The following is a 19,860-nucleotide window of genomic DNA, read 5'->3' as shown; positions in this document are numbered from 1 at the left end:
ATGCCACGCTATATCATTGAGAGAAACTTTGCCGAACAACTCAACTTATCGAAGGAGGGAGTTGAAGAAATCAATCTGATCAACGACGAGGAGGGAGTAAAGTGGATCTTTTCATTCCTCAGCGCCGACAGGAAAAAGACCTACTGCCTTTACGAAGCGCCAAATCCTGAAGCCATTCGCGCTGCGGCAAGGAGGAACAATGTCCCCGCGGATGTAATCATCGAAGTTGGCGGGGAGATCGGCCCCAATATGTTCGCGTAGCCACTGCCAAAGCGCCCTCCTGGCTGCACCAGCTTGGATGAAAGGGCTGCTCGTGGCTTGGATCGCCAAGGCGAAGTGCGACGGCAAAACCACGAAAGCATCCTTTATTAGCGGCTTCCTGCATGAAGGCGCGAATTCGCCACGTGGTAATGAGAAGTCGTATTTCCTCCCACTCGTACCATTAAAGAGTGATGGAAGCTCGTCCACAGAAGCTGGTCGGTACCAAACCCAATTATATCGGCGGGAACCCTGCTTCGTTTCGCCCTCGGATCCAGGGACGAGATATCCAAGAGCTGGACGCCTTTCCTCACATGAAGTGAAAAGCGGTCGAGCAGGATCGACGCGTCGGGCGGAAGATCGCTTTCCGGGATGATGCCCCCGCCAAGCGGCATAACCCGCGAACTCGTTCGCGTCGTTGACGTTGACGATGCTTCGCACACGCGACGCCAGTCCATCTGCACCAATGACGGGGTCAAAGTCGACGGTATGCCCATCTGCGAAACTGATTGCCACATGGTCTACGAACTCCTCGACATGCATGACCGGCATTCCCGCACGATAGCGTTCGGTCGGCAGCTTCGAAGCGATCGTTGCGTAAAGAGTATCCCAGGAGATCTGGGTTTGCGGCGTTTCGATGCGTTTCGCGATGCGACCCTCGGCGTCGAGGTATATCCGCTCCCGCGCGACGACCCTACTCGGGCTACATGCTCGCATCCAATGGCACGCAGCATTCGGAAAAGATCACTTTGCCCGACCAGTCCGGCGCCCCGCCCGGCCAAGCCGTGGGCGGAGCGCTCGAAAACGGTGACATCGTGACCGTCGCCATGGAGAATTATCGCGGAAAACAAGCCCGCAAGTGAACCACCGACAATCCCAATCTTCAACGGTTGCATGTCAACATCCTACTTGGCGTGAGCAGCATTTGCTTTGTTGCCATGGCCCAAGGCTTTGAGAGCGAGAGCAGCCAAAGGCAGGACACCCCCAACAATGCTCACTGCGCTCCAAGCCCCTTTGTCCCAAGCAGCGGATGCAATAGCTGAACCGGCGGCACCACCAAGGAACATCCCCGTCATGAAGATGGTGTTCAGTCGGCTACGTGCCTCTGGGTTGAGCGCGTAAATGATGTGTTGATTAGAGACCAGGGCGCTCTGAATGCCAAAGTCCAAAATGAACACTCCGACAACCAGAGCAACGAGCGACGCCCATGCCCCGAAGATCGCCCAAGAGATGACGGTGAGGATCGCGCCAAGCCATACGACGAAGTGCGGTCCACGCTTGTCAGCGATTCTACCCGCAACTGGAGCCGCGAAGACGCCGACCGCGCCAACAATTCCGAACAGGCCTGCAACATCGGCACCAAGTTTGAAGTCAGGGCCTTGGAGGTACAGGGCCAGGATCGTCCAGAAGGTCGTGAACGATGCAAATAGTGCGGCCTGCACAACCGTTGCGGTTCTCAACGATCGTTCGCTCTTCCACAGATGGGCAAGCGACTTTATCGCGTTGTGGTACCGCATCCGAGAAGCCGGCGCATGATCCGGAAGAGTAACGAACATCAGAGCGGCGGCGGTCAGCGCCATAGGAACGCCGATCCAGAACATCTCCCGCCATCCCGCGTGTTCGCCGACAAACCCAGAAAGAGTTCGGCTGAACAGGATGCCTGACAAGACACCGGCCATCACAGTACCGATGGTGGCCCCGCGTTTTTCAGGCGGCGCTAGCGAGGCAGCCAACGGCACGATTTGTTGCGCGACGGTCGAGCTTGCTCCGACGAGCAGCGAACTCGCCACCAGCATCCACGCCGACGATGACACCGCGGCAAGCGACAGCGCGATCGCCAGGATTATGAACTGTCCGATTATGAGCTTTCGACGGTGAACCAGATCACCGAGCGGTAACAGCAGAAATAGGCCCAAGGCGTACCCCAACTGCGTCGCCGTCGGGACCAATCCAGTTGCGGATTGGCCCGGAAAGTTCGCTTCGATTATGCCCAGCATTGGCTGGTTGTAGTAGATGTTGGCGACCGCGATACCGCTGGCCGACGCCATTGCCAGCAAAGCCGTTCTACTGACGCCCACCGTCGTTTTGTGATTGAATGTCGCAATTGTCATTGTCTCTGCCTTTCAAGCTATGAGATGGCAATTGATGTAGCATTTGATCAAAACTCGGTTTAGTATTGGATGATGTTCAGCCCGTTTATCGAATTCCGTTATAATGAACACTGACGACCTTGCCGTCTTTGTGGGAGCAGCCTCTTCAGGGAGCATTTCCGAAGCCGGTCGCCGACTTGGTTTGGTTCCTATGGCGGCCACACGCCGCCTAGCCTCTTTGGAAGCCAGTCTTGGTGTCCGGCTGCTTCACCGAACCACGAGGTCCCTTTCACTTACCCCCGAGGGTGAAGCTTTCCTGCCTTTCGCCATGGCCATCGTCGAAAATGAACAGCAGGGGCGAGCGCGGGTGAGAGCAGACATGCTGGGCGCCGCCGGTCTTCTGCGCGTCTCGGTACCGATAGCCTTTGGCATGAAGATAGTCGCGCCGTTGCTCCCCGGCATTCTGGCAGCGAACCCCGAAATGCAGATCGCAATGGACATGAACGACCGCCTTCCCGACCTCACTGCCACCGGCACCGATCTGGCTATCCGTATCGCGCGTCTGCGCGACAGCAGCCTGATAGCGCAGAAGTTGGCCGACAACCCGCGCACCTTGGTTGCCTCTCCGAATTACCTCCAGCGGCACGCCCCCCCGAAGCGTCTGGATGAACTCGCTCATCACCAGTGCCTTCCAATGACAGGGGTCACACACTGGACGTTCGTGCGAGGCGATGTGGAAACGCATGTTCGTATCGCTCCTCGCTTCTCGTCCAGTAGCATCGCTGGATGCCAGGCTGCATGTGTAGCCGGATGTGGCATTGCTCTACTGTCGGAATGGGCAATAGCCGACGACCTTCAGACCGGTCGTTTGCAGCGCGTTGTCCTTGAAGATTGCGCTCCAGAGGAGATCAGCATTTGGGCCGTCTATCCGACGACCCGAAATGTATTGCCCAAAGTACGAACCTTCGTCTCTGCGGTACGCGCAGCCCTGCAAGCAGGAGCAACAGGGATCTAGAGGTTAAAGGTAGGCGCTCCCAGAATGTCTGCCGTTATTTAATCGATTAAATGCTTTGCTGCTGGCATATTCCGGGTCAAGGACCAAGAATACAGAGTCTCGTTGTATACTCGACGTCGGGCGTTGTAGTATTGGCGGAGTCTTGGCGGGGTGCATGTGATGTCGTACGCGCAAATGCTTCCGGTATACGTTTCCGTTCTGGTGACGGGTCTTTGGGCTCCTCTGTCGTTGTCGGCTGCAGAAACGTCCGCGGCGAAGTCTCCGCACATCCAATCTATATCCCTCTTGGTTAGGACGGATCTGGAGCAGGGAGTACTTTCGGCACCTGCAACCTCAATTGATTGGTGGCTGCGGGAAGACATCGTGCACACCTCGCAGATGACGGAGAAAACGGCGAATGTCTTCAACCGGAACTGGTTGAAGGACGATCAGCTCCGCGGATCTCGATAATCCTGGCGGGCCGGGCCCAATGAACAGGCTCGCCGTCTCCGATCATTGACAAGGCGCGCTCGAAATCAGCGAAAAAAGAGCTGCCTACAACCACCCGCCGGTGAAGCCCGCCCGGCGCAATCCGGAAACGACAGGTTCGCAGTCGCGCATCAGATTCCACAGGAAGCCCGTTCGATAGTTCTCGATCATCAGCGCCACAGGCCCCTGATCGATCCCGAAATGGTAGGGACTGATCCACCAGCCTGTCGGGCTAGTCGCATCCTTGAAGGTTTGATTGAACGAAGGCTTAAACCCGTAAAGCCGGGTCATCCCCAAGTTCATCCGCGCGAAGCTGCGAACGGTCGGAATGACGATCTCAGGCGCAAAAGGTAGTGATGCCACGACAACCCAAGGACATACGGTCCCGTCATCCGGCCCGAACGGCGCGCCGCGAGCAATATAATCGAAAAACTCACGGCGCACGCCACCGATTTCCGCCGTATGCCAGCCGGGGCCGTCGCTTGCGGTAAATCCCCAGCAATGCTCGCCATAGCCTTCAAAACCCATCGGATTTCGGATCGCATATTCCTGCTGCACGAAAGTCGCCTGTCGGCTGTTCTGGAAATAGTCGCTGTTATGCTCGCGCATGAATTCATCGCGAATGCCGCGGAAATCGATCCACATGTGCGACAACTGATGCGTAAAGAGCGGGCCGGAATAGAGCAGCTCGCGCCCGAAGATGTTTCGCCACTCGTAGCTCTCGGTATAGGCCGCATAGCTTTCCGGTGGTAGCGGATGCGTCGGCGAGCCTAGCCCCAGTATATAGAGAAGTAGACCTTCGTCGTAACCGCGCCAGCGATAAGGGATGAAGCCGGACTCCGGCCTCCAGCCGTGCGTCAGTGTCGCACCCTGATCGCGCGCCCAGTTCCAGTCCGCCCGCTCGTACAGCGACGTCGCAAGCGTCCTGATCTTGACCTCGTCGGCCGTGTCTGCATCAAAATAGGTGGCAACAGTCAGGGCACCGGCAAACAGAAACGCCGAGTCGATGGTCGACAATTCGCATTCCCACACCCGGCGGCCGGTCTCAATATCAAGGAAATGATAGAAAAAGCCCTTGTAGCCGGAGGCATCTGGCTCCGGTCCCTGGTGGCATTGCATCAGAAATTCGAGCCGCCGTCGGGTGATCTTGGCGGCAAACTCGCGGATGATGACGCCGCGGTTCACAACCACGGGTATCGTTGCAAGCGCCATACCGATCGCCGCAATACTCGCCGGTGCCCCGTCTTGTGTCTTGTCGCGAACGAGCCCGTTGTCGGGGTTCGTGCAATGCAGATAATAAAGCAGCGTCGTAAACTGCAATCGCGCGAAATCCTCATCACTGACGGTGAACTCTGGATCCGGTGCGGTTGATACCTCGATCATGGCTCCCCCATTCCCAACAGCTTTGCGGTTACTTGGCCGTGGGTGCCGTCTTCGTTCCGACCCGCAAATCACCCTCTGCGCGTCTGCAGGGGCGATTTGCGTATTGCATCGGCATTCAATGCCGCCAGCCGAACAACAATCTGCAAGCCTGGCGCCCCTAGATATTGTCGCCTTCCGTGGATGTCCGGTGCCTGCTGGCTGTCTGCTCTTGGGCGCCCCACTTCCACCCGCTGATTTCAGGCATGTCATCGCCATGCTTCTCGATATATTGCCGGTGCTCGATCAGTTTCTCGTGGAGCCGCTGTTTCAGGTAGGCGGCACTGGCACCGAGTTGCGGCAGCCGATCGATGACATCTTCGACAAGATGGAAGCGATCTAGTTCGTTCAGGACCACCATGTCGAAGGGCGTCGTGGTCGTGCCCTCCTCTTTGTATCCCCGCACATGCAGATTGCCGTGGTTGGTTCGCCGGTAGGTCAGGCGATGGATAAGCCAAGGATAACCATGGAACGCGAAGATGATCGGCTTGTCCTTGGTGAACAGCGTATCGAAATCGCGGTCGGAAAGTCCATGCGGATGCTCGCTCGAAGGCTGCAGTTTCATGAGGTTGACGACGTTGATGACGCGCACCTTCAGTTCGGGCAGGTGCTGCCGAAGCAACTGTACCGCAGCCAGCGTCTCCAGCGTCGGAACGTCGCCGCAGCAGGCCATCACGACGTCTGGCTCGCTGCCCTTGTCGTTGCTGGCCCATTCCCAAATACCCAGGCCCTCGGCGCAATGCTTGATCGCCTCGTCCATGGTCAGCCATTGCGGGGCCGGTTGCTTTCCGGCAACGACGACATTCACGTAGTTGCGGCTACGAAGGCAATGGTCGGTGACCGAAAGCAGTGTGTTGGCATCGGCCGGCAGATAGACGCGGATCACCTCGGCCTTCTTGTTGACCACATGGTCGATGAAGCCTGGATCCTGATGGCTGAAGCCGTTGTGGTCCTGCCGCCAGACGTGCGAGCTCAGGAAATAGTTAAGCGACGCGACCGGCCGCCTCCACGGAATGTCGTTACACACTTTCAGCCATTTGGCGTGCTGATTGAACATGGAGTCGATAATGTGAATGAAGGCCTCGTAGCAGGAGAAGAAGCCGTGGCGTCCAGTCAGCAGGTAGCCTTCCAGCCAGCCCTGACATTGATGTTCGCTCAACACCTCCATAACGCGCCCATCGGGCGACAGGTGATCGTCCTCAGGATAGATTTCGGCCATGTAGCAGCGATCAGTGACCTCCAGAACGTCCTGCCAGCGATTGGAGTTGTTCTCGTCGGGGCTAAACAGCCGAAAGTTCTTACTATTCAGGTTTAGCTTCATGACGTCACGCAGAAACTTGCCCATAACCCTGGCCGATTCGGTCGTTGTCGCTCCGGGTCGCGGCACGGAGACCGCATAATCCCGGAAGTCCGGCATCCTCAGGTCATGCAGTAGCAGGCCGCCGTTTGCGTGCGGGTTGGCGCTCATTCGGCGGTGCCCTGCAGGGGCCAACGAGGCAAACTCGGCGCGCAGCTTGCCGTTCTCGTCAAAAAGCTCGTCGGGCTTGTAGGTCTTCATCCAATCCTGAAGGATCTCGATGTGTTCGAGCTTGTCCATCTCGCCCATCGGGACCTGGTGCGATCGCCAGTAGTCCTCGCATTTCTTGCCGTCGATTTCGCTCGGGCAAGTCCAGCCTTTGGGCGTCCGGAAAACGATCATCGGCCACGCCGGGCGTTTGAGATTGCCCTTTTCGCGCGCCTCCGCCCAGATCCTCTTGATCTCTTCAACGGCGGTATCCATCGCCGCGGCCAATTGCTGCTGCACCTTGTCGGGTTCGTGTCCCTCGACGAAGAGTGGGGCATATCCCATCCCCTCGAAGAACTTCCGCAGTTCCTCTTCGGGAATGCGGGCAAGGAAGCACGGATTGGCGATCTTGTAGCCGTTAAGATGCAGGATCGGCAAAACGCAGCCGTCACGGGCGGGATTGAGGAACTTATTGCCATGCCACCCCGTCGCGAGCGGGCCGGTTTCCGCCTCCCCGTCGCCGACGACACAGGCAACGATCAAATCCGGATTGTCGAAGGCTGCGCCATAAGCATGGCTCAAGGCATAGCCCAGTTCACCGCCTTCGTGAATGCTTCCTGGAGTTTCGGGAGCGACGTGGCTCGGAATGCCACCAGGGAAGCTGAACTGCTTGAAAAGCCGCTGCATACCTTCGGCATCCTGGCTGATGTTCGGATAGACCTCGCTGTAGGTTCCTTCCAGATAGGCATGCGCAACCAGAGATGGTCCGCCATGACCTGGCCCAATCACGTAAATCATGTTGAGGTCGTCGCGCTTGATCACCCGGTTAAGGTGCACATAGAGCATATTCAAGCCGGGCGAGGTTCCCCAGTGACCAAGCAGCCGCGGTTTGATGTGCTCGCGCTTGAGCGGCTCCTTCAGAAGCGGATTGTCGAGCAGATATATCTGCCCCACCGAGAGGTAGTTCGATGCTCGCCAATAGGCGTCCATCAAGCGCAGTTCTTCGCCCCCCAGTGGAGTGGTCTTTGAATAGTCTTCAGTTGAAAGAGTCGCGTTCGTCATCGTCAGCCTCCTAGCGAGTTTCTTGTCGCCTCAATCTTTTGCGATGTATTTCCTCCACGGCCCGCCAGCCGTTATGCTACGTCTGCCAGCGCCAGGTACCGTCATCCGCGAATTGCAGAATGGCGTGATAGAACGATACCTGGGCTGCGTTCCCGATATGAACACAGGCAATGCGGTCTTCCGAAAAGCGTGTCATGATCCGACATAATTGGTCCCACCCCACCGTGACCTCGGTCCGCTCCAGCAAAACGACCTGTGGCCTAGCCGCGCACGCGCTGGCGAGCATCAGCAGTTGTTGTTCTCTCGGGGTGAGAACCGTAAGCCATTCTATTTCCTGTTGACCTCCCTGATTTGTAGAGATGTGTTCGAGTCCGAATTCGGCAAGCAGCGCCGCAATCTCTTCATCCGAAAGAGCGACACTCTTCGCCGGCGGAACGATGATCTGCTGCAACGTACTTGGCGGAAGATAGGGTTGTTGCGGAATGAAGCGGATTCTGTCGGTAGCGGGACGAAAAATTCTGCCGGAGCCGGGATATGCAAGACCGGCGGTCGCCCCGAAGAGCGCGTTTGGCGGGTTCTCGCTCTGGCCGGTGACCAGTACCCGCGAACCAGACGGAATGGTCACTGTAAGCTCGCGGAACAACGGTGAGCCATCGCGCTCCGAAAGCAGGGTCAATCTCTCGTAAGAAAGGCCGTCTCGGTTGCCGTCGATCTCAATCTGCGATTTTGTACGGCGCTCAGAATTTTCGATTGCTTCCTGCAGCATGCTGAGCCGCGTCACAACGGCGGCAAAGTTGGAGATCGACTTAAATTGGTTGATGATCAGTGAGAAGGCCCCGACAAGCATCGCGAAGGCTGCTGCCGACTGAGTGATGACCCCGAATTCGATGTCGCCACGGAAAAACGCCGGTGCGATGATCAGGGCCGGGATGAGCTGGATCAGCCAGTTGTATCCGGTTGTGAAGAAGCCGACATTGCGGTTCACCGATGTCATGGCGCGGAAGTTCGAAACCAGATCATCGAGGCGGCTTGCTAGAAAGGAATTCATTTGGCGCTCGTTGCCGGACAGCGTGATCTGCTCGGCATTTTCCCGCACCTGGATGAGACCCGCCCGGAAGCTTGCCTCCTTGTCGAGCTGATCGTAGTTCAGCTTGATGAGCGGTCGCCCCAGCCGGACCGTCAGAAGGGAGCCACATGCAGCATAAAGGAAGGCAACAGCGAACAACACGGGGCTGATGGATAAAAGTACCCCTGAAAATGAAAGGATCGTCAGGCTGCTGTTAAAGATCATGATAAGGAAGGACAGCGTCGTCACGGTAAACGCACGGATATCTTCCGACATCCGCTGATCCGGATGAGAGAGCTCCCCCGAAAGATCCAGCCGGTAAAAGGCTCCGTTGGAGAGATAGAGATTGATGGCGCGACCCGTGAGGAAATCTCTCCACAGGAGCGCGAGACGCTCTTCAGTGAAACTCGCATATACGGATACGACGGTGGAGCCGATAAACACGATGAGATAGAAGACGGCCTGTCGGGAGAACTCGCTGATCTGCCGGTCGGCGATCGCCGTCATGAAGTTTCTGCCAACAAAGCTATTGAGCACATTCAGGACGTTAATCCCGAAGAGCAGTGCCACAAGGCACGCGATCAGAAGCTTTGCACGGCCACCAACATCCGACGAGATGAAGAGCCTCACGGAACGCAGAAAGCGGCTCGCTGTTACCCTAAAGGGAGCTTGTCGGTTTTCCATGCCTCCCCCCTTTTCCGCGCCGAGCCATGCCCTGGTTTTGTTGCCAATATCCCGGCCTCTCGGACGGTTTGCTCACATTTTGTTCCCCGTTCAGTCCACCTGCGCCATCGGTCCCCCGTGCTAAGCTCTCGCAGACCGATAGCCTGCAAAGGCGTTATGTTGGTGGTCTAAGACTTCAAGTCGTGCGCTTGCCCTGATGCCCGCAGCTCCTTGAGAGTCTTGCCCAAGCATGTTCCGCCGTCTGACCCACCAACCGCTTTGGCTTGGCCGTTCAACGTAATCGTACCGGCAATCCGATCAGAGGCCACGAAAGTCGCCGTACCGTCTTTGGACACTCTCGACAGATAGAACGCGTGATACGTCCCCTTGTATTCACACGTAATAACCACCGGAAAACTGGCAAAGGGATCCTGCGCCTCGGCCGAGCCGGAGCCTTCAGGAAATTGAAGCGAGGCCAATGTAACCGCAAGCGTTGCGACCGGTATCTTCAGCGACGTGATGATTGTCCGCAGCGACGAATTAACCATCAATCGATCCTCATGAAGGGAGGCGAAATTGTTAGAAGTTGCTTAGGCGCCTGGTCGGAGCACTGCTAAAACTCTCGTCAAAAAGAGGTCGTCGCATGCCTCGAGGAAGCGGAAATATATTATATCACTACGTATTTATATGGAGGAGAATATCCACCGGCTCCTGCGAATGCAAGCCCGTCGCGTAGTCCGTCCGGACGGGTTAGCGCAGGAGCCAACCGTATGCCCGTACTAACAGAATGGCCTACGCGGCAGACGTCGCGCAGGCAATTTTTGAGAAGCCAGCTCTCCAAAACCTGTGATCAGGCGGGCTGTGTGGCGGCACCCGCATCGGATGCGGCGCGACTGTCGAGGGGCGCGGCTCCAGAGCGTCAGAGCCAAGGCTCCAACGAAGAGGAATGCGCCAACCCACGGTGTTGTCCCCGAGGCCGAGCGGAGATACAACCATCAGGCCACCGATCCATACGCCGACGGTAATAGCGAAATTGAAAGCCGCGATATTCAAGGCCGACGCAACGTCAACGGCAGCAGGGCGAACTTGCTTTGCAAGATGCACGACATAGATCTGCAGGCCCGGGATGTTTGCGAATGAAGGGAAGCCAAGTGCAGCCAGCGTCGGAACCACCAGCAACAGCGATGCTGCGGTGAAGCTGAGCAACACGAGCACGATTGCCTGCGCGATGAACAGTCCCGCCACGGCGCGTACTGGATTGCGGTTGGCGAGCCTGCCGCCGGCGACAATGCCGATGGCGATCGCAATACCGTAGACCACGAGAATGAGGTTGACGGTACCGGCCGCGAAGCCGGAGATTTCCTGCAGGATCGACGCCAGAAAGGTAAAGGCGACTAAGGTCCCACCATAGCCGAGCGCGGGCCCTTAAAGGCTCGTTGCCATTTGGTAACACTCGCTCAAAACTCGGAATGGGATATGGGCATGTTGTGCGAATTGCACGTAACATCTGCGTGGTTACTGTAAAGTACTTTCACTTTGGTCTGGCTACCGTAAGGTGCTTGCGTTTTCAATTGAGGGGAACCGGAAACGTGATTGCTGCCCGCACTGTTCGGACACTTGTACCGTTGCTCGTCGCCGCAGTTCTTGCCAGTTGTGGTCACCCAAGCGGGGTCATGGCGCCTGTTGCGCTGACGGCTGCAACACGAAACACCGCGAAGGTCAGCATGCTGGTCGCGACCACCCGTCAGCCCTCCGGCGACCCTGCAACGTTGTTCACGGGCGAACGCAGTCCGAAGCCTTACCTGACTGCAGTCGACGTCTCCATTCCGCCGAAACGGGAGCCCGGCACCGTCCAATGGCCGAAGCGGCTGCCGCCCAATCCAGCGACCGACTTTGCAGTAACCAGCGTGAAGGAAATTGACACGATTCCACAGGGGCGCGCCTGGTTCCACCAGAACATCCAGGGTGGGCGAGCACTGGTCTTCGTTCATGGCTTCAATAACAAATACGAAGATTCGGTTTTCCGCCTCGCCCAGATCGTCCACGATTCCGGCATGCAGGCGACCCCACTCCTTTTCACTTGGCCATCACGCGCACAGGTCACTGCCTACGAATACGACAAGGAAAGCACCAACTATTCGCGCACAGCACTCGAGCAGGCCTTGCGGACCCTCGCTGCCGACCCTGATGTCAAGGATATCACGATACTTGCGCACTCCATGGGCACCTGGCTGACGATGGAGTCGCTGCGGCAAATGGGTATCCGTGACGGCCATGTGAACAGCAAGATTCACAATGTCATTCTCGCTTCCCCGGATATAGACATCCAGGTCTTTGCTAAGCAATTTGCCGAAATGGGCAAGCCTACGCCGAAATTCACGATCTTCGTATCGCAGGATGACAAGGCGCTCGCGGTGTCGAGCTTCATCACCGGAAAGGTCTCGCGTCTGGGCGCGATCGATCCGACCGTGGAGCCCTATCGCTCGAAACTCGAAGCTGCGGGCATTACTGCAATCGACCTCACCAAGGTGAAGGGCGAAGGCCTAAACCACGGCAAGTTCGCCGAAAGTCCAGAAATCGTCCAGCTGATTGGCCAGCGCATCATCACCGGACAGACGCTGACGGATTCAAACGTCTCGCTCGGTCAGGGTCTGACGGCCGTCGTCGGTGGAACGGTGACCACCATTGGCAATGTGGCTGCCACCGCAGTCGCCGCGCCGGTGACCGTGCTTGAACAGCCCGCACGACCCAAGAAACGCCCCGTTGATCAAACGCTGCAGGGCGACCTCAAGCCGCAAGCGCTCACCGAATAGGTAAGATGCGTTTCCGCTCGTGTCACGTCTTGGCCACGCTTTAATCCGTAACGTAGTCAGCGGCCGCTCCACAGCCAGTTTCTGCCTGGCTCATTGGTAAGGTCAATGGCTACCGACGGAAGGCTTTTTTCTTCCAAAAGTTTGAAGAAGCGGCCGCATCCAAGGTGTCGCTCGGCGGTCCGGTTGTCCGTGTCGCCTGCGATAAAGCCAATCCGCCGCTAAGTAACGGCAGGACAGGGCGCGCTTCGGCAAGACCACTCATCATACCCATGCAGATCAGGACTACGCATGCGATCGCAAGCCGAGTATGGAAGGCCGCGCGTCATTCGCCGCTCGTCGACATCAAAACCGGGTGGAAGAAGGCTTTTCAGCCAGTTGGTCCGCTCCATATTCTCGGTGTCAAACGAAAGGATCAACCAATGTCGGAACTCGTCGTGATCGGCTTCGATGCAATGGACGAAGCAGATAAGGTATTGCTGAAATTGCACAACCTGAAGAAGGAGTATCTGGTCGACCTAGAGGATGCAGTGGTCGTGGTTAGAGACGAGGCCGGCAAGGTCCACCTCAAGCAGAGTCTCAACCTGACGGCAATCGGCGCCACGTCTGGGCTATTGTCCGGCTCACTCTGGGGCGGCCTTGTCGGCTTGCTGTTCCTCAATCCACTCGCGGGCTTTGCGATCGGCGGTCTGGTCGGCGCAGGCACCGGCGCTATCTCAGGCTCGCTCGCCGACTACGGCATCGACGACGAGTTCATCAAGTCTCTCGGCGCAACCATACCGAATTCCTCCTCCGCTCTCTTCGTCCTCGTGCGCAAGGTGCAGCCGGAGAAAGTGCTTGCCGAGTTCCAGGGATTGCGTGGGCGTGTCCTGAAGACCTCGCTTGCGCCGGATCAGGAAGAGCGACTTCGCAAGGCGCTCTCGGGCAACCCAAGCGAAGCCGGTCCTGCCTAATTCCGGGGTGCGGCCTTGCTCATCGATCCGGGGTAACAGGGCCGCCCGCAAATCTATTGTGGTTCTCACAGGGCCGCGCGATTCTGGTCGCGAGTGGCGTCCCGGGCGGCATTTCGGGAAGAGAACATGACAACAATCTCCACCATGGCAACCCCCCGCAAATGGCGAGCCCTGGCATTCATGGCTCGGTTCGTCCTTCGGCTTGTGATCGTTATCTTCACAGCATGGTTCACACTTGCCGCCTTCTATCAGGCCGCACCCGGCTGGAAATGGCCCGTTATTTCCGCAGGCTTTCTCATCGGTCTTGTCGCCGTTCTGGCTGTCAGACGGCGCCCTCTCCTCGCTTGCGTGCTCCTCTTGGCAGCAATGCTGCTGTGTTCTTACTGGTGGAGCAGCATCAGGCCAAGTAACGATCGGGACTGGGCGGCCGATGTCGCCCACGGGGTCACCGCAACGACAGCAGGCGACCGGATCACCCTATACAACGTTCGGAGTTTCCAGTGGCGGACGACCGAGGACTTCGATCCGGTTTGGCGAACCGAGCAGTACGATCTTGCTTCACTGCAGTCGGTGGACCTTCTTAACTCTGTCTGGAGCAACCCCGCAATCGCCCATACTCTCGTCAGCTTTGGCTTTTCGGATGGCCGCCACATCGTCTTCTCCGCCGAGATCCGAAAGGAACGAAGTGAAGCGTTCTCGGAGATCGGCGGGTTCTTCAAGGAATTTGAGTTGGTGCTAATTGCAGCCGAAGAAAGCGACATCGTCCGCCTGCGTACCAATATCCGCCGCGAGACGGTCTCGCTCTACCCTCTTCTCCTTCCTCCAAAGGTAGCGCGGGCTCTTTTCATGTCCTATATCGACAAGGCCAACGCACTGGCAGCGGAACCCGAATTTTATCAGACGATAACAGCGAACTGCACGACGATCGTCTTCAGGCTCGCCCGACTGATCGATCCAGGCATCCCCTTCGACTGGCGCATCATCGTATCCGGCTATCTTCCGGACTATCTCTACGACCGCGGCCTGATCCGCACCGACCTTCCCCTGTCGCAGGTCAAGAAGCAGGCGGAGATCAGCAGCCAGGCGCAAGCTTCTCCGGCTCAGGGTGATGACTACTCGAGAGTCATCCGGCCGGTACTCAAGGGTGGTTGACAGCGAAAACGAAGCCAAGCTGATTTTGCGCGAAAATATTCATCCATTGCGAGCTGCAACCATCCTGACGCTCTCACGCTCATGTTCGGCATATCCGATGTGGCAATCGAGGCATATTTCATCGTGAATGCCCTACCAGTCCGAAGCGTCGTGGGGACCGAACCCTTTGGAGCTCCCTTTCAGACAGCGGGCATCATCGTAAAGAGTTCTTGGGTTCGATTGACGCCGCGCAACACGTGCAGGCCGATCGAATGCAGGCTATCGATCTGCGATGGCGCAATGATCGCCGCGAAACTCGCAGACATCAAAAGGCGCCGCTGCAGCGACCGACAGAGAGAGACGATGCGGCTAACCTCATTGACCGCAGGTCCGATGACGGTGAAATCGAGCCGATCTTCACTGCCAATATTGCCATAGAACACCTCACCGAGGTGAAGACCGAGATAAACGTCGGTGACGGGCCTGCCCTCGATGCGGCGTTGAGCATTGAGGTCGAGCAGGCGCATGTCGAGCAGCGAGCGGGCGTACATCGCCGCGGAACAGGCCTCGCTCGGTCGCCTGCCCTTGAAGATCGCCAATGTGCCATCGCCCATCAGCTTGAGGACTTCGCCACCCGCCTCCTGGACCGACGAGATCACGGCATCTGCATAGTCGTTGAGCATCGGAATGATTTCTTCCGGATCGATCGTATCCGAGATGTGAGTGAAATTGGCGAGGTCCGAAAACCAGAGGGCCGCCGAGATACGATCGCTTTGACCACGGGTGATCTTGCCGTGCAGGACCTGATTTGCGGCATCCTGTCCGAGATAGACCTTGGCGATCGTGCCGGCCACCCCGCTGATCGTCACGCATTTGACGGCCAGCGCCAGACAGGGAAGCAGATCGCGCAAGACGGCAATATCACCGTGGGAGAAACCGTCTTCGGATCGCGTGGCAAAGTGCGAGAAGAAGCAGTCGATTTCTCCGATCGCCCCACCATCTCCGAAGCGGTGCGCCATCGCAATGAAGTCCGTGAAGCCAGCCGCGTTCAGATCATCAAGCAGGTAGAAATCGGTCGGGTCGCCATTGGTAAGATTTCTGCGCACTTCTCCAAAGCCTGTGGTTTCCAAATGATGGAAGGCGGAACGAAGCCAATTGTCAGCAATCGCGCCGACGCTGGAAAAGCCATATTCCGAAACGCGTTCGACCGGCTCCCTGCTGTCCCAGCGAAAGACGCGCCTTTCATAGATCGGGTGCAGTGTGTCCATGACGGCGACCGAGCGCTCGACTGGAAGTCCATGCGCGCGACATCGTTCGCAGAAGCCGGCGAGCAAGTCTGCTTCGGCCACCCCCTTAAGGCCACTGTGCATCAGCCAGGCGGTGATTTCTATAACGTGGCGATCGTCCACGGCTATCTCCTAGGCGTCTACGTTCATTTTCCGAAAACCGAGCGGCATCGCCCCAGCGGACTCTGTTCCGGGCGTCAGTGGGACACGCTCAGACCGGTGAACTTACAGCTTGCCAAGGCGGCTCTTGGAGCCGGCTCGATCAATTGACGATGGTGACGCTTGCCGTACGACCGACGACAAGCGCGGTATCTTCTGGCAGCGCATCGAGCGCAACACGTACCGGCACGCGCTGAGCCAATCGCACCCAGGTGAAGGTAGGCGTTACATTGGCGAGCTGAGCGCTTGTATCGCTTCGCTCTCGGTCCTCTATACCGCCGGCGACACCGTCGACATGCCCCTTGAGAGGTGTTTTGCTCCCCATCAAATAGACGAGCGCGGGATCGCCGATCCTGATCCGATCCAGCTTGTTCTCTTCAAAATAACCAGCAACGTAATAGGAATCGCTGTCGATCAGTGCGGTAACGGCCGTTCCGGCCGTCACATAGTTGCCTGGCTGCATGGAGAAGTTGGTCAGCACGCCGTTGACAGGCGCCCGCACGACGGAGCGGTCCAGATTAAGCTGCGCGGTGTCGCGGTTGATCACGGCCTGGTTATAGGCGGCTTCGTCCTGTTGAACGGTCGTTTCGGCCTGCTGGATCTTCTGCCGCGTTACGGAACTCTCGCCGAGTTTGCGATAGAGCTCGGCATCGCTTCTCGCCATGTCCAGCGCCGCTTTGGTGCTCTCGATCTGCGCTTCGGCCTGACGCAAAGCAAGCGTAAAGCGTGCCTGGTCGATGCGAAAGATCACGTCCCCCTTGTGGACGGCCTGATTGTCCTTTGCATCTACTTCGCTAACGATACCGGAAACATCGGCTGCGAGTCGTACCACGTCGGCGCGGACTTTGCCGTCGCGCGTCCAAGGTTCGTCCATGTAGTAATCCCACAGATGCCATCCGAGTACTCCCGCCAGGACTACGAAGACACCCGTGAGCAGGAAGCGACCGGAATGAGCGAGAAGCGATTTCATAACGACACCTTATTCAAAGAGAGCGCGATGGCGCCAAGCAGGCAGAAATACATGGCCGTATCGAAAAGCGGTCGATGCCAGACCAGCCGGTAGAAACCGACAGACGCCAGCACGCGTCGCAGGACGGCGTTGAGGACGTAAGCGACGAGCGCGATGGCGCCGAACGTCGGGATGAAGACCCCGTAAATGTCGATATCAGGCCTCATGCGGCATTTTCCTTTGCAGTTCCTCCTCCCGCGCCAGTGGCAGCAACGACAGACAAGGAGGCTGCATCCGGGAAAAGGGTATATCTGAGTGCCGTCATGGAACGGCGTGCGCCTTCAATCGGCGAAGTTTTTCCGGCCTCGAGCAACGCCGCGAGCGACTGGTCAAGTGTCTTGAGCAGGTTTGCGTCTGGTTGCGCGTCCCGGCTCTTCTGCTTCAGCTGGTAATGAGCCGCGACACCCGACAGCACGTTCTCGATCGGCTCTCGCCTGTCACGCGATATTAGCTGCTTGTGTCGCTGCAACTCGAGAGTGTTTAAGCCATTGCGCAGATCCCGCAGGATATCGGTCTGGGCGACCGCTGATTCCGGGGGAATCATGGCAAGGCGCGGTGCAACCAAGCCAAGTCGGTCGACCATGCGGTAGAGGAGCCGAGTAAAGTCGACCTCCTCGGGGCGACGTGCTGCAGCGACAATATCGGTCCAGCCGGACCGCAGCAGACGGTAGGCGGTCCATTCAGCGCCAACCGAACGGACGAGAACTGTCGTGCCGCAGGCGATCACCATTCCGATGATCATGGCAGCATTCGAATTGACGAAAGACGTGAAGTCGAGATTCAGCCTGTCCTGCAACGTCAGCATGTTCGGCAGGTTGACACAGAAACCCATGCCATAGAGAGCGAGAGACGGCTTGGTCATCAACAGCCCCGCCGGCACGAGCACCAATCCAAGAGCGGCGGCGAGTTCGGCATAGCTGTGGATCAACGGCATCAGGCCGTATTGGAAGACGAAAGCAGCAATGACGGTCACGATGGCGACGTTGACGAACTTGATCATCATCGGCGCCGGATCGTCCATCGACGAGAAAATGCAGCAAAGCACGCCAGCCATCATCGCAGCAGCGCTTCCCTGAGGCCAGCCGGTATAGATCCAGAGCGCTGTCGCGATGAACGTCGCGAGCATTACAGACAGACCGGAGTGAATGGCCATGCCGTAATCCTTGTGAATTGGAGCCCGCTCGAATGACGTGCCGAAGCGGCGCCAACGAAGGTCATGACGAGATCCGGATTCGATATCCTGGCGCAGGCTGAGACAGTCTCCCCAGATCTGCACAAGATCCCGGATGCGGGCAGTGAAGTTATGAGCAAGCAGTCCATTCCACTCCTGCTGCTCGCGTCCCTCCTCCTCGGCCTTGCTCATCAGGGTAAGGAGCTGCTGGCGCTTTTCCTCGGCAAGAGGCACGCCGCTTTCGAGCAGCGCCGTGACTTCACTGACCAGCGTGGTAATAGCGGGTGTGAATTTTCCCGCCGTCGCCTTCTCGAGTGCATTCAGCACGTCCGCCAGGCCCGAGACGATCGGCAGCATCGCGACCATGCGCTGCTGCAATATTCTAGTGCGACCAACGATGTCGCGCAGCGCCGAGGTGTCGTAAGCGACGTGGGTGGTGAAGCTGTGAAGATCGACCGCGTCGGCTGCAAGGCGGCGAGCTGCCGCCAACAGCGAGGGATCGCGTCCCCTGCCCTTCAGCGTACCGGTGGCAAGCTCGGCGCCGTCACGCAGCCAGGTATTGATGCGCGTAGCCAGAACCGGGCCGGCATGCCGGGGGAAAATGATGCGATTGACAACCGCAACACAAATGATGCCGAGCGCGATTTCGAGGACACGGGCCGTTGCATAGGTAAAGGCCGTATCCGGGTTTGCGACGATTGGGAAACCGGTCAGGGCGGTCGTATATCCGGCCAGCATGAAGCTATAGCTCCGTGGCGTCCGATCAAGCAGGCTTACGCCTAGGCAAAAGGCCATCCACAGCGCAATCGCAAGCGTCAGCATTTCCGGCGAATTGACGAGGTTGGGGATCAGGATCACCGTAACCGTGCCGCCAAGCGCCGTGCCAATCAGTCGGTAGATGGCCTTCGACGTGCTCGCCCCCGACAACGGATGGGCCACGATGTAAACCGTGCCGACCGCCCAGTAAGGGTTTGTCAGGTCGAAGCAAAGCGCAATTCCAAGCGCCAGCATCGCTGCTGCGAAGGTCTTGATGGAAAAAACGACGTCTCCCAGACTGGGATCGGTCGCATTCTTGTTACTCGTCATTGTCCTTTATTCCGGCTAGGGCCGCGGTTTTCGCCGCGACGGCGCGCAGAACCTCCAGGGCGGCCTCGACCTTCTCAGGATCAAGGTCGCCGAGGATGTGTGCTCGCAGCTCCGCCGCACAGCTTTCGGCGCGTTCTGCGACCGCTGTGCCTCCTCCGGTGAGTTGCACTAGCTTGATGCGACGGTCCTCATCATCGGGGACCCGGCGGATCAAGCCGTCATTTTCCAGGCTATCGAGAACCCGCACGAGGGTTGGCCCTTCCACACCGACCCTTTCAGCCAGAACACCCTGCGGTATGCGGTCGCCGTGCCGAAGCAGCGCTATCAACGGGGCGGCGCTCGCGTCGGACAAGTTGTGCTCGGTCAGAATGTCGTTCAAAGCCCGACGCCACCCGCGCCCGCAGATCATAAGCAAGGGTGCGAACTCGGCCCAAGTTTGCTTTGGATTCGTTGTCATGCATATTAGATAATATCCTATCGATTAGAATGCAATGCTATTTTTGAGGAAAACCCGCGATTGTGGTTTGCGGATCTTTTTGTGACCAGGTACCGCGTCCTCGTTGTCGTAGGTGCCATTTCTTTGGTGAAAAGCCTGCCGAGGAAGCAAAAAATTAACCATAGGTCGTAATAGTTTCTTAGAGAATCGCCGAGCATCCGTTGGAGACCCTATGCGCCGATACGCAATGCTTGCCGCACTGTCTGTTCTGTCA

At 57.8% G+C, this 19,860-nt stretch carries 16 protein-coding genes and 2 pseudogenes; 5 read left to right on the top strand and 13 right to left on the bottom strand.

Features of this window, described 5'->3' with window-relative positions; genetic code table 11:
- Entirely contained in the window at window positions 1–261 is a 261-nt protein-coding gene (locus tag BN77_RS16160) for a DUF4242 domain-containing protein (RefSeq protein ID WP_007533781.1), read from the top strand.
- Between the two features lie 42 nt (window positions 262–303).
- On the opposite strand, the pseudogene BN77_RS35855 reads toward BN77_RS16160, so the two are convergent.
- From BN77_RS35855 to BN77_RS16155, 3 genes and pseudogenes are all read right to left on the bottom strand, one after another.
- A pseudogene (locus BN77_RS35855) lies at window positions 304–801 on the bottom strand (FAD binding domain-containing protein); the annotation flags it as partial.
- Entirely contained in the window at window positions 780–1,154 is a 375-nt protein-coding gene (locus BN77_RS35850; protein ID WP_157224458.1) for an FAD-dependent monooxygenase, read from the bottom strand. The gene BN77_RS35850 and the pseudogene BN77_RS35855, both read right to left, overlap by 22 nt.
- A gap of 9 nt (window positions 1,155–1,163) precedes the next feature.
- Window positions 1,164–2,369, bottom strand: a complete 1,206-nt coding sequence (locus BN77_RS16155; protein WP_007533776.1) for an MFS transporter — start codon at window positions 2,367–2,369, stop codon at window positions 1,164–1,166.
- A gap of 103 nt (window positions 2,370–2,472) precedes the next feature.
- Here BN77_RS16155 and BN77_RS32220 point away from each other — a divergent pair, with 103 nt between their 5' ends.
- The gene (locus tag BN77_RS32220; protein ID WP_007533775.1) at window positions 2,473–3,363 is read left to right on the top strand and encodes a LysR family transcriptional regulator; all 891 of its coding nucleotides are present in this window, start codon (window positions 2,473–2,475) and stop codon (window positions 3,361–3,363) included.
- A gap of 534 nt (window positions 3,364–3,897) precedes the next feature.
- On the opposite strand, the gene BN77_RS16140 is transcribed toward BN77_RS32220, so the two are convergent.
- The 5 genes and pseudogenes from BN77_RS16140 to BN77_RS16120 form a co-directional block, all read right to left on the bottom strand.
- Window positions 3,898–5,214, bottom strand: a complete 1,317-nt coding sequence (locus BN77_RS16140; protein ID WP_007533773.1) for a glucoamylase family protein — start codon at window positions 5,212–5,214, stop codon at window positions 3,898–3,900.
- Window positions 5,215–5,371: 157 nt separating this feature from the next.
- The gene (locus BN77_RS16135) at window positions 5,372–7,816 is read right to left on the bottom strand and encodes a phosphoketolase family protein (RefSeq protein WP_007533772.1); all 2,445 of its coding nucleotides are present in this window, start codon (window positions 7,814–7,816) and stop codon (window positions 5,372–5,374) included.
- Window positions 7,817–7,892: 76 nt separating this feature from the next.
- A complete protein-coding gene (locus BN77_RS16130) occupies window positions 7,893–9,566 on the bottom strand; it encodes an ABC transporter ATP-binding protein/permease (protein ID WP_007533771.1) in 1,674 nt (557 codons plus the stop codon).
- Between the two features lie 167 nt (window positions 9,567–9,733).
- A complete protein-coding gene (locus BN77_RS16125; RefSeq protein ID WP_007533770.1) occupies window positions 9,734–10,093 on the bottom strand; it encodes a hypothetical protein in 360 nt (119 codons plus the stop codon).
- 302 nt (window positions 10,094–10,395) lie between these two features.
- Window positions 10,396–10,964 (bottom strand): annotated as a pseudogene (locus tag BN77_RS16120) (MFS transporter); the annotation flags it as partial.
- Window positions 10,965–11,218: 254 nt separating this feature from the next.
- Here BN77_RS16120 and BN77_RS16115 point away from each other — a divergent pair.
- The 3 genes from BN77_RS16115 to BN77_RS16105 all read left to right on the top strand — a co-directional run bounded on the left by BN77_RS16115 (window position 11,219) and on the right by BN77_RS16105 (window position 14,460).
- Entirely contained in the window at window positions 11,219–12,358 is a 1,140-nt protein-coding gene (locus BN77_RS16115) for an alpha/beta hydrolase (RefSeq protein ID WP_007533767.1), read from the top strand.
- Between the two features lie 419 nt (window positions 12,359–12,777).
- Window positions 12,778–13,308 carry a DUF1269 domain-containing protein gene (locus tag BN77_RS16110; RefSeq protein WP_007533764.1) on the top strand — a complete coding sequence of 177 codons (531 nt, stop codon included), beginning with the start codon at window positions 12,778–12,780 and terminating at the stop codon, window positions 13,306–13,308.
- Window positions 13,309–13,434: 126 nt separating this feature from the next.
- On the top strand, window positions 13,435–14,460 hold the full coding sequence (locus BN77_RS16105; protein WP_007533762.1) for an Lnb N-terminal periplasmic domain-containing protein: 1,026 nt from the start codon (window positions 13,435–13,437) through the stop codon (window positions 14,458–14,460).
- 179 nt (window positions 14,461–14,639) lie between these two features.
- Here BN77_RS16105 and BN77_RS16100 read toward each other — a convergent pair whose 3' ends face one another.
- The 5 genes from BN77_RS16100 to BN77_RS16080 all read right to left on the bottom strand — a co-directional run bounded on the left by BN77_RS16100 (window position 14,640) and on the right by BN77_RS16080 (window position 19,607).
- Window positions 14,640–15,848, bottom strand: coding sequence for an adenylate/guanylate cyclase domain-containing protein (locus tag BN77_RS16100; RefSeq protein WP_007533760.1), 1,209 nt, complete (start codon window positions 15,846–15,848; stop codon window positions 14,640–14,642).
- 139 nt (window positions 15,849–15,987) lie between these two features.
- On the bottom strand, window positions 15,988–16,854 hold the full coding sequence (locus BN77_RS16095) for an efflux RND transporter periplasmic adaptor subunit (protein WP_007533757.1): 867 nt from the start codon (window positions 16,852–16,854) through the stop codon (window positions 15,988–15,990).
- Window positions 16,851–17,060: a DUF1656 domain-containing protein gene (locus BN77_RS16090; protein WP_007533755.1), complete on the bottom strand. Its 210-nt coding sequence runs from the start codon at window positions 17,058–17,060 to the stop codon at window positions 16,851–16,853. Before BN77_RS16090 ends, BN77_RS16095 begins: the two co-directional genes overlap by 4 nt.
- Entirely contained in the window at window positions 17,057–19,150 is a 2,094-nt protein-coding gene (locus BN77_RS16085; RefSeq protein WP_007533753.1) for an FUSC family protein, read from the bottom strand. Before BN77_RS16085 ends, BN77_RS16090 begins: the two co-directional genes overlap by 4 nt.
- Window positions 19,140–19,607 (bottom strand): MarR family winged helix-turn-helix transcriptional regulator, encoded by a 468-nt coding sequence (locus BN77_RS16080; protein ID WP_007533751.1) that lies wholly within the window; start codon window positions 19,605–19,607, stop codon window positions 19,140–19,142. The genes BN77_RS16085 and BN77_RS16080 overlap by 11 nt, the downstream gene beginning before the upstream one ends.
- Between the last annotated feature and the right edge of the window lie 253 nt (window positions 19,608–19,860).

Origin of the sequence: Rhizobium mesoamericanum STM3625 (assembly GCF_000312665.1) — a bacterium.
GTDB lineage: Bacteria > Pseudomonadota > Alphaproteobacteria > Rhizobiales > Rhizobiaceae > Rhizobium > Rhizobium mesoamericanum.
Note: the sequence above shows the minus strand (reverse complement) of the source record. Positions and strands in the feature narration are given on the sequence as shown.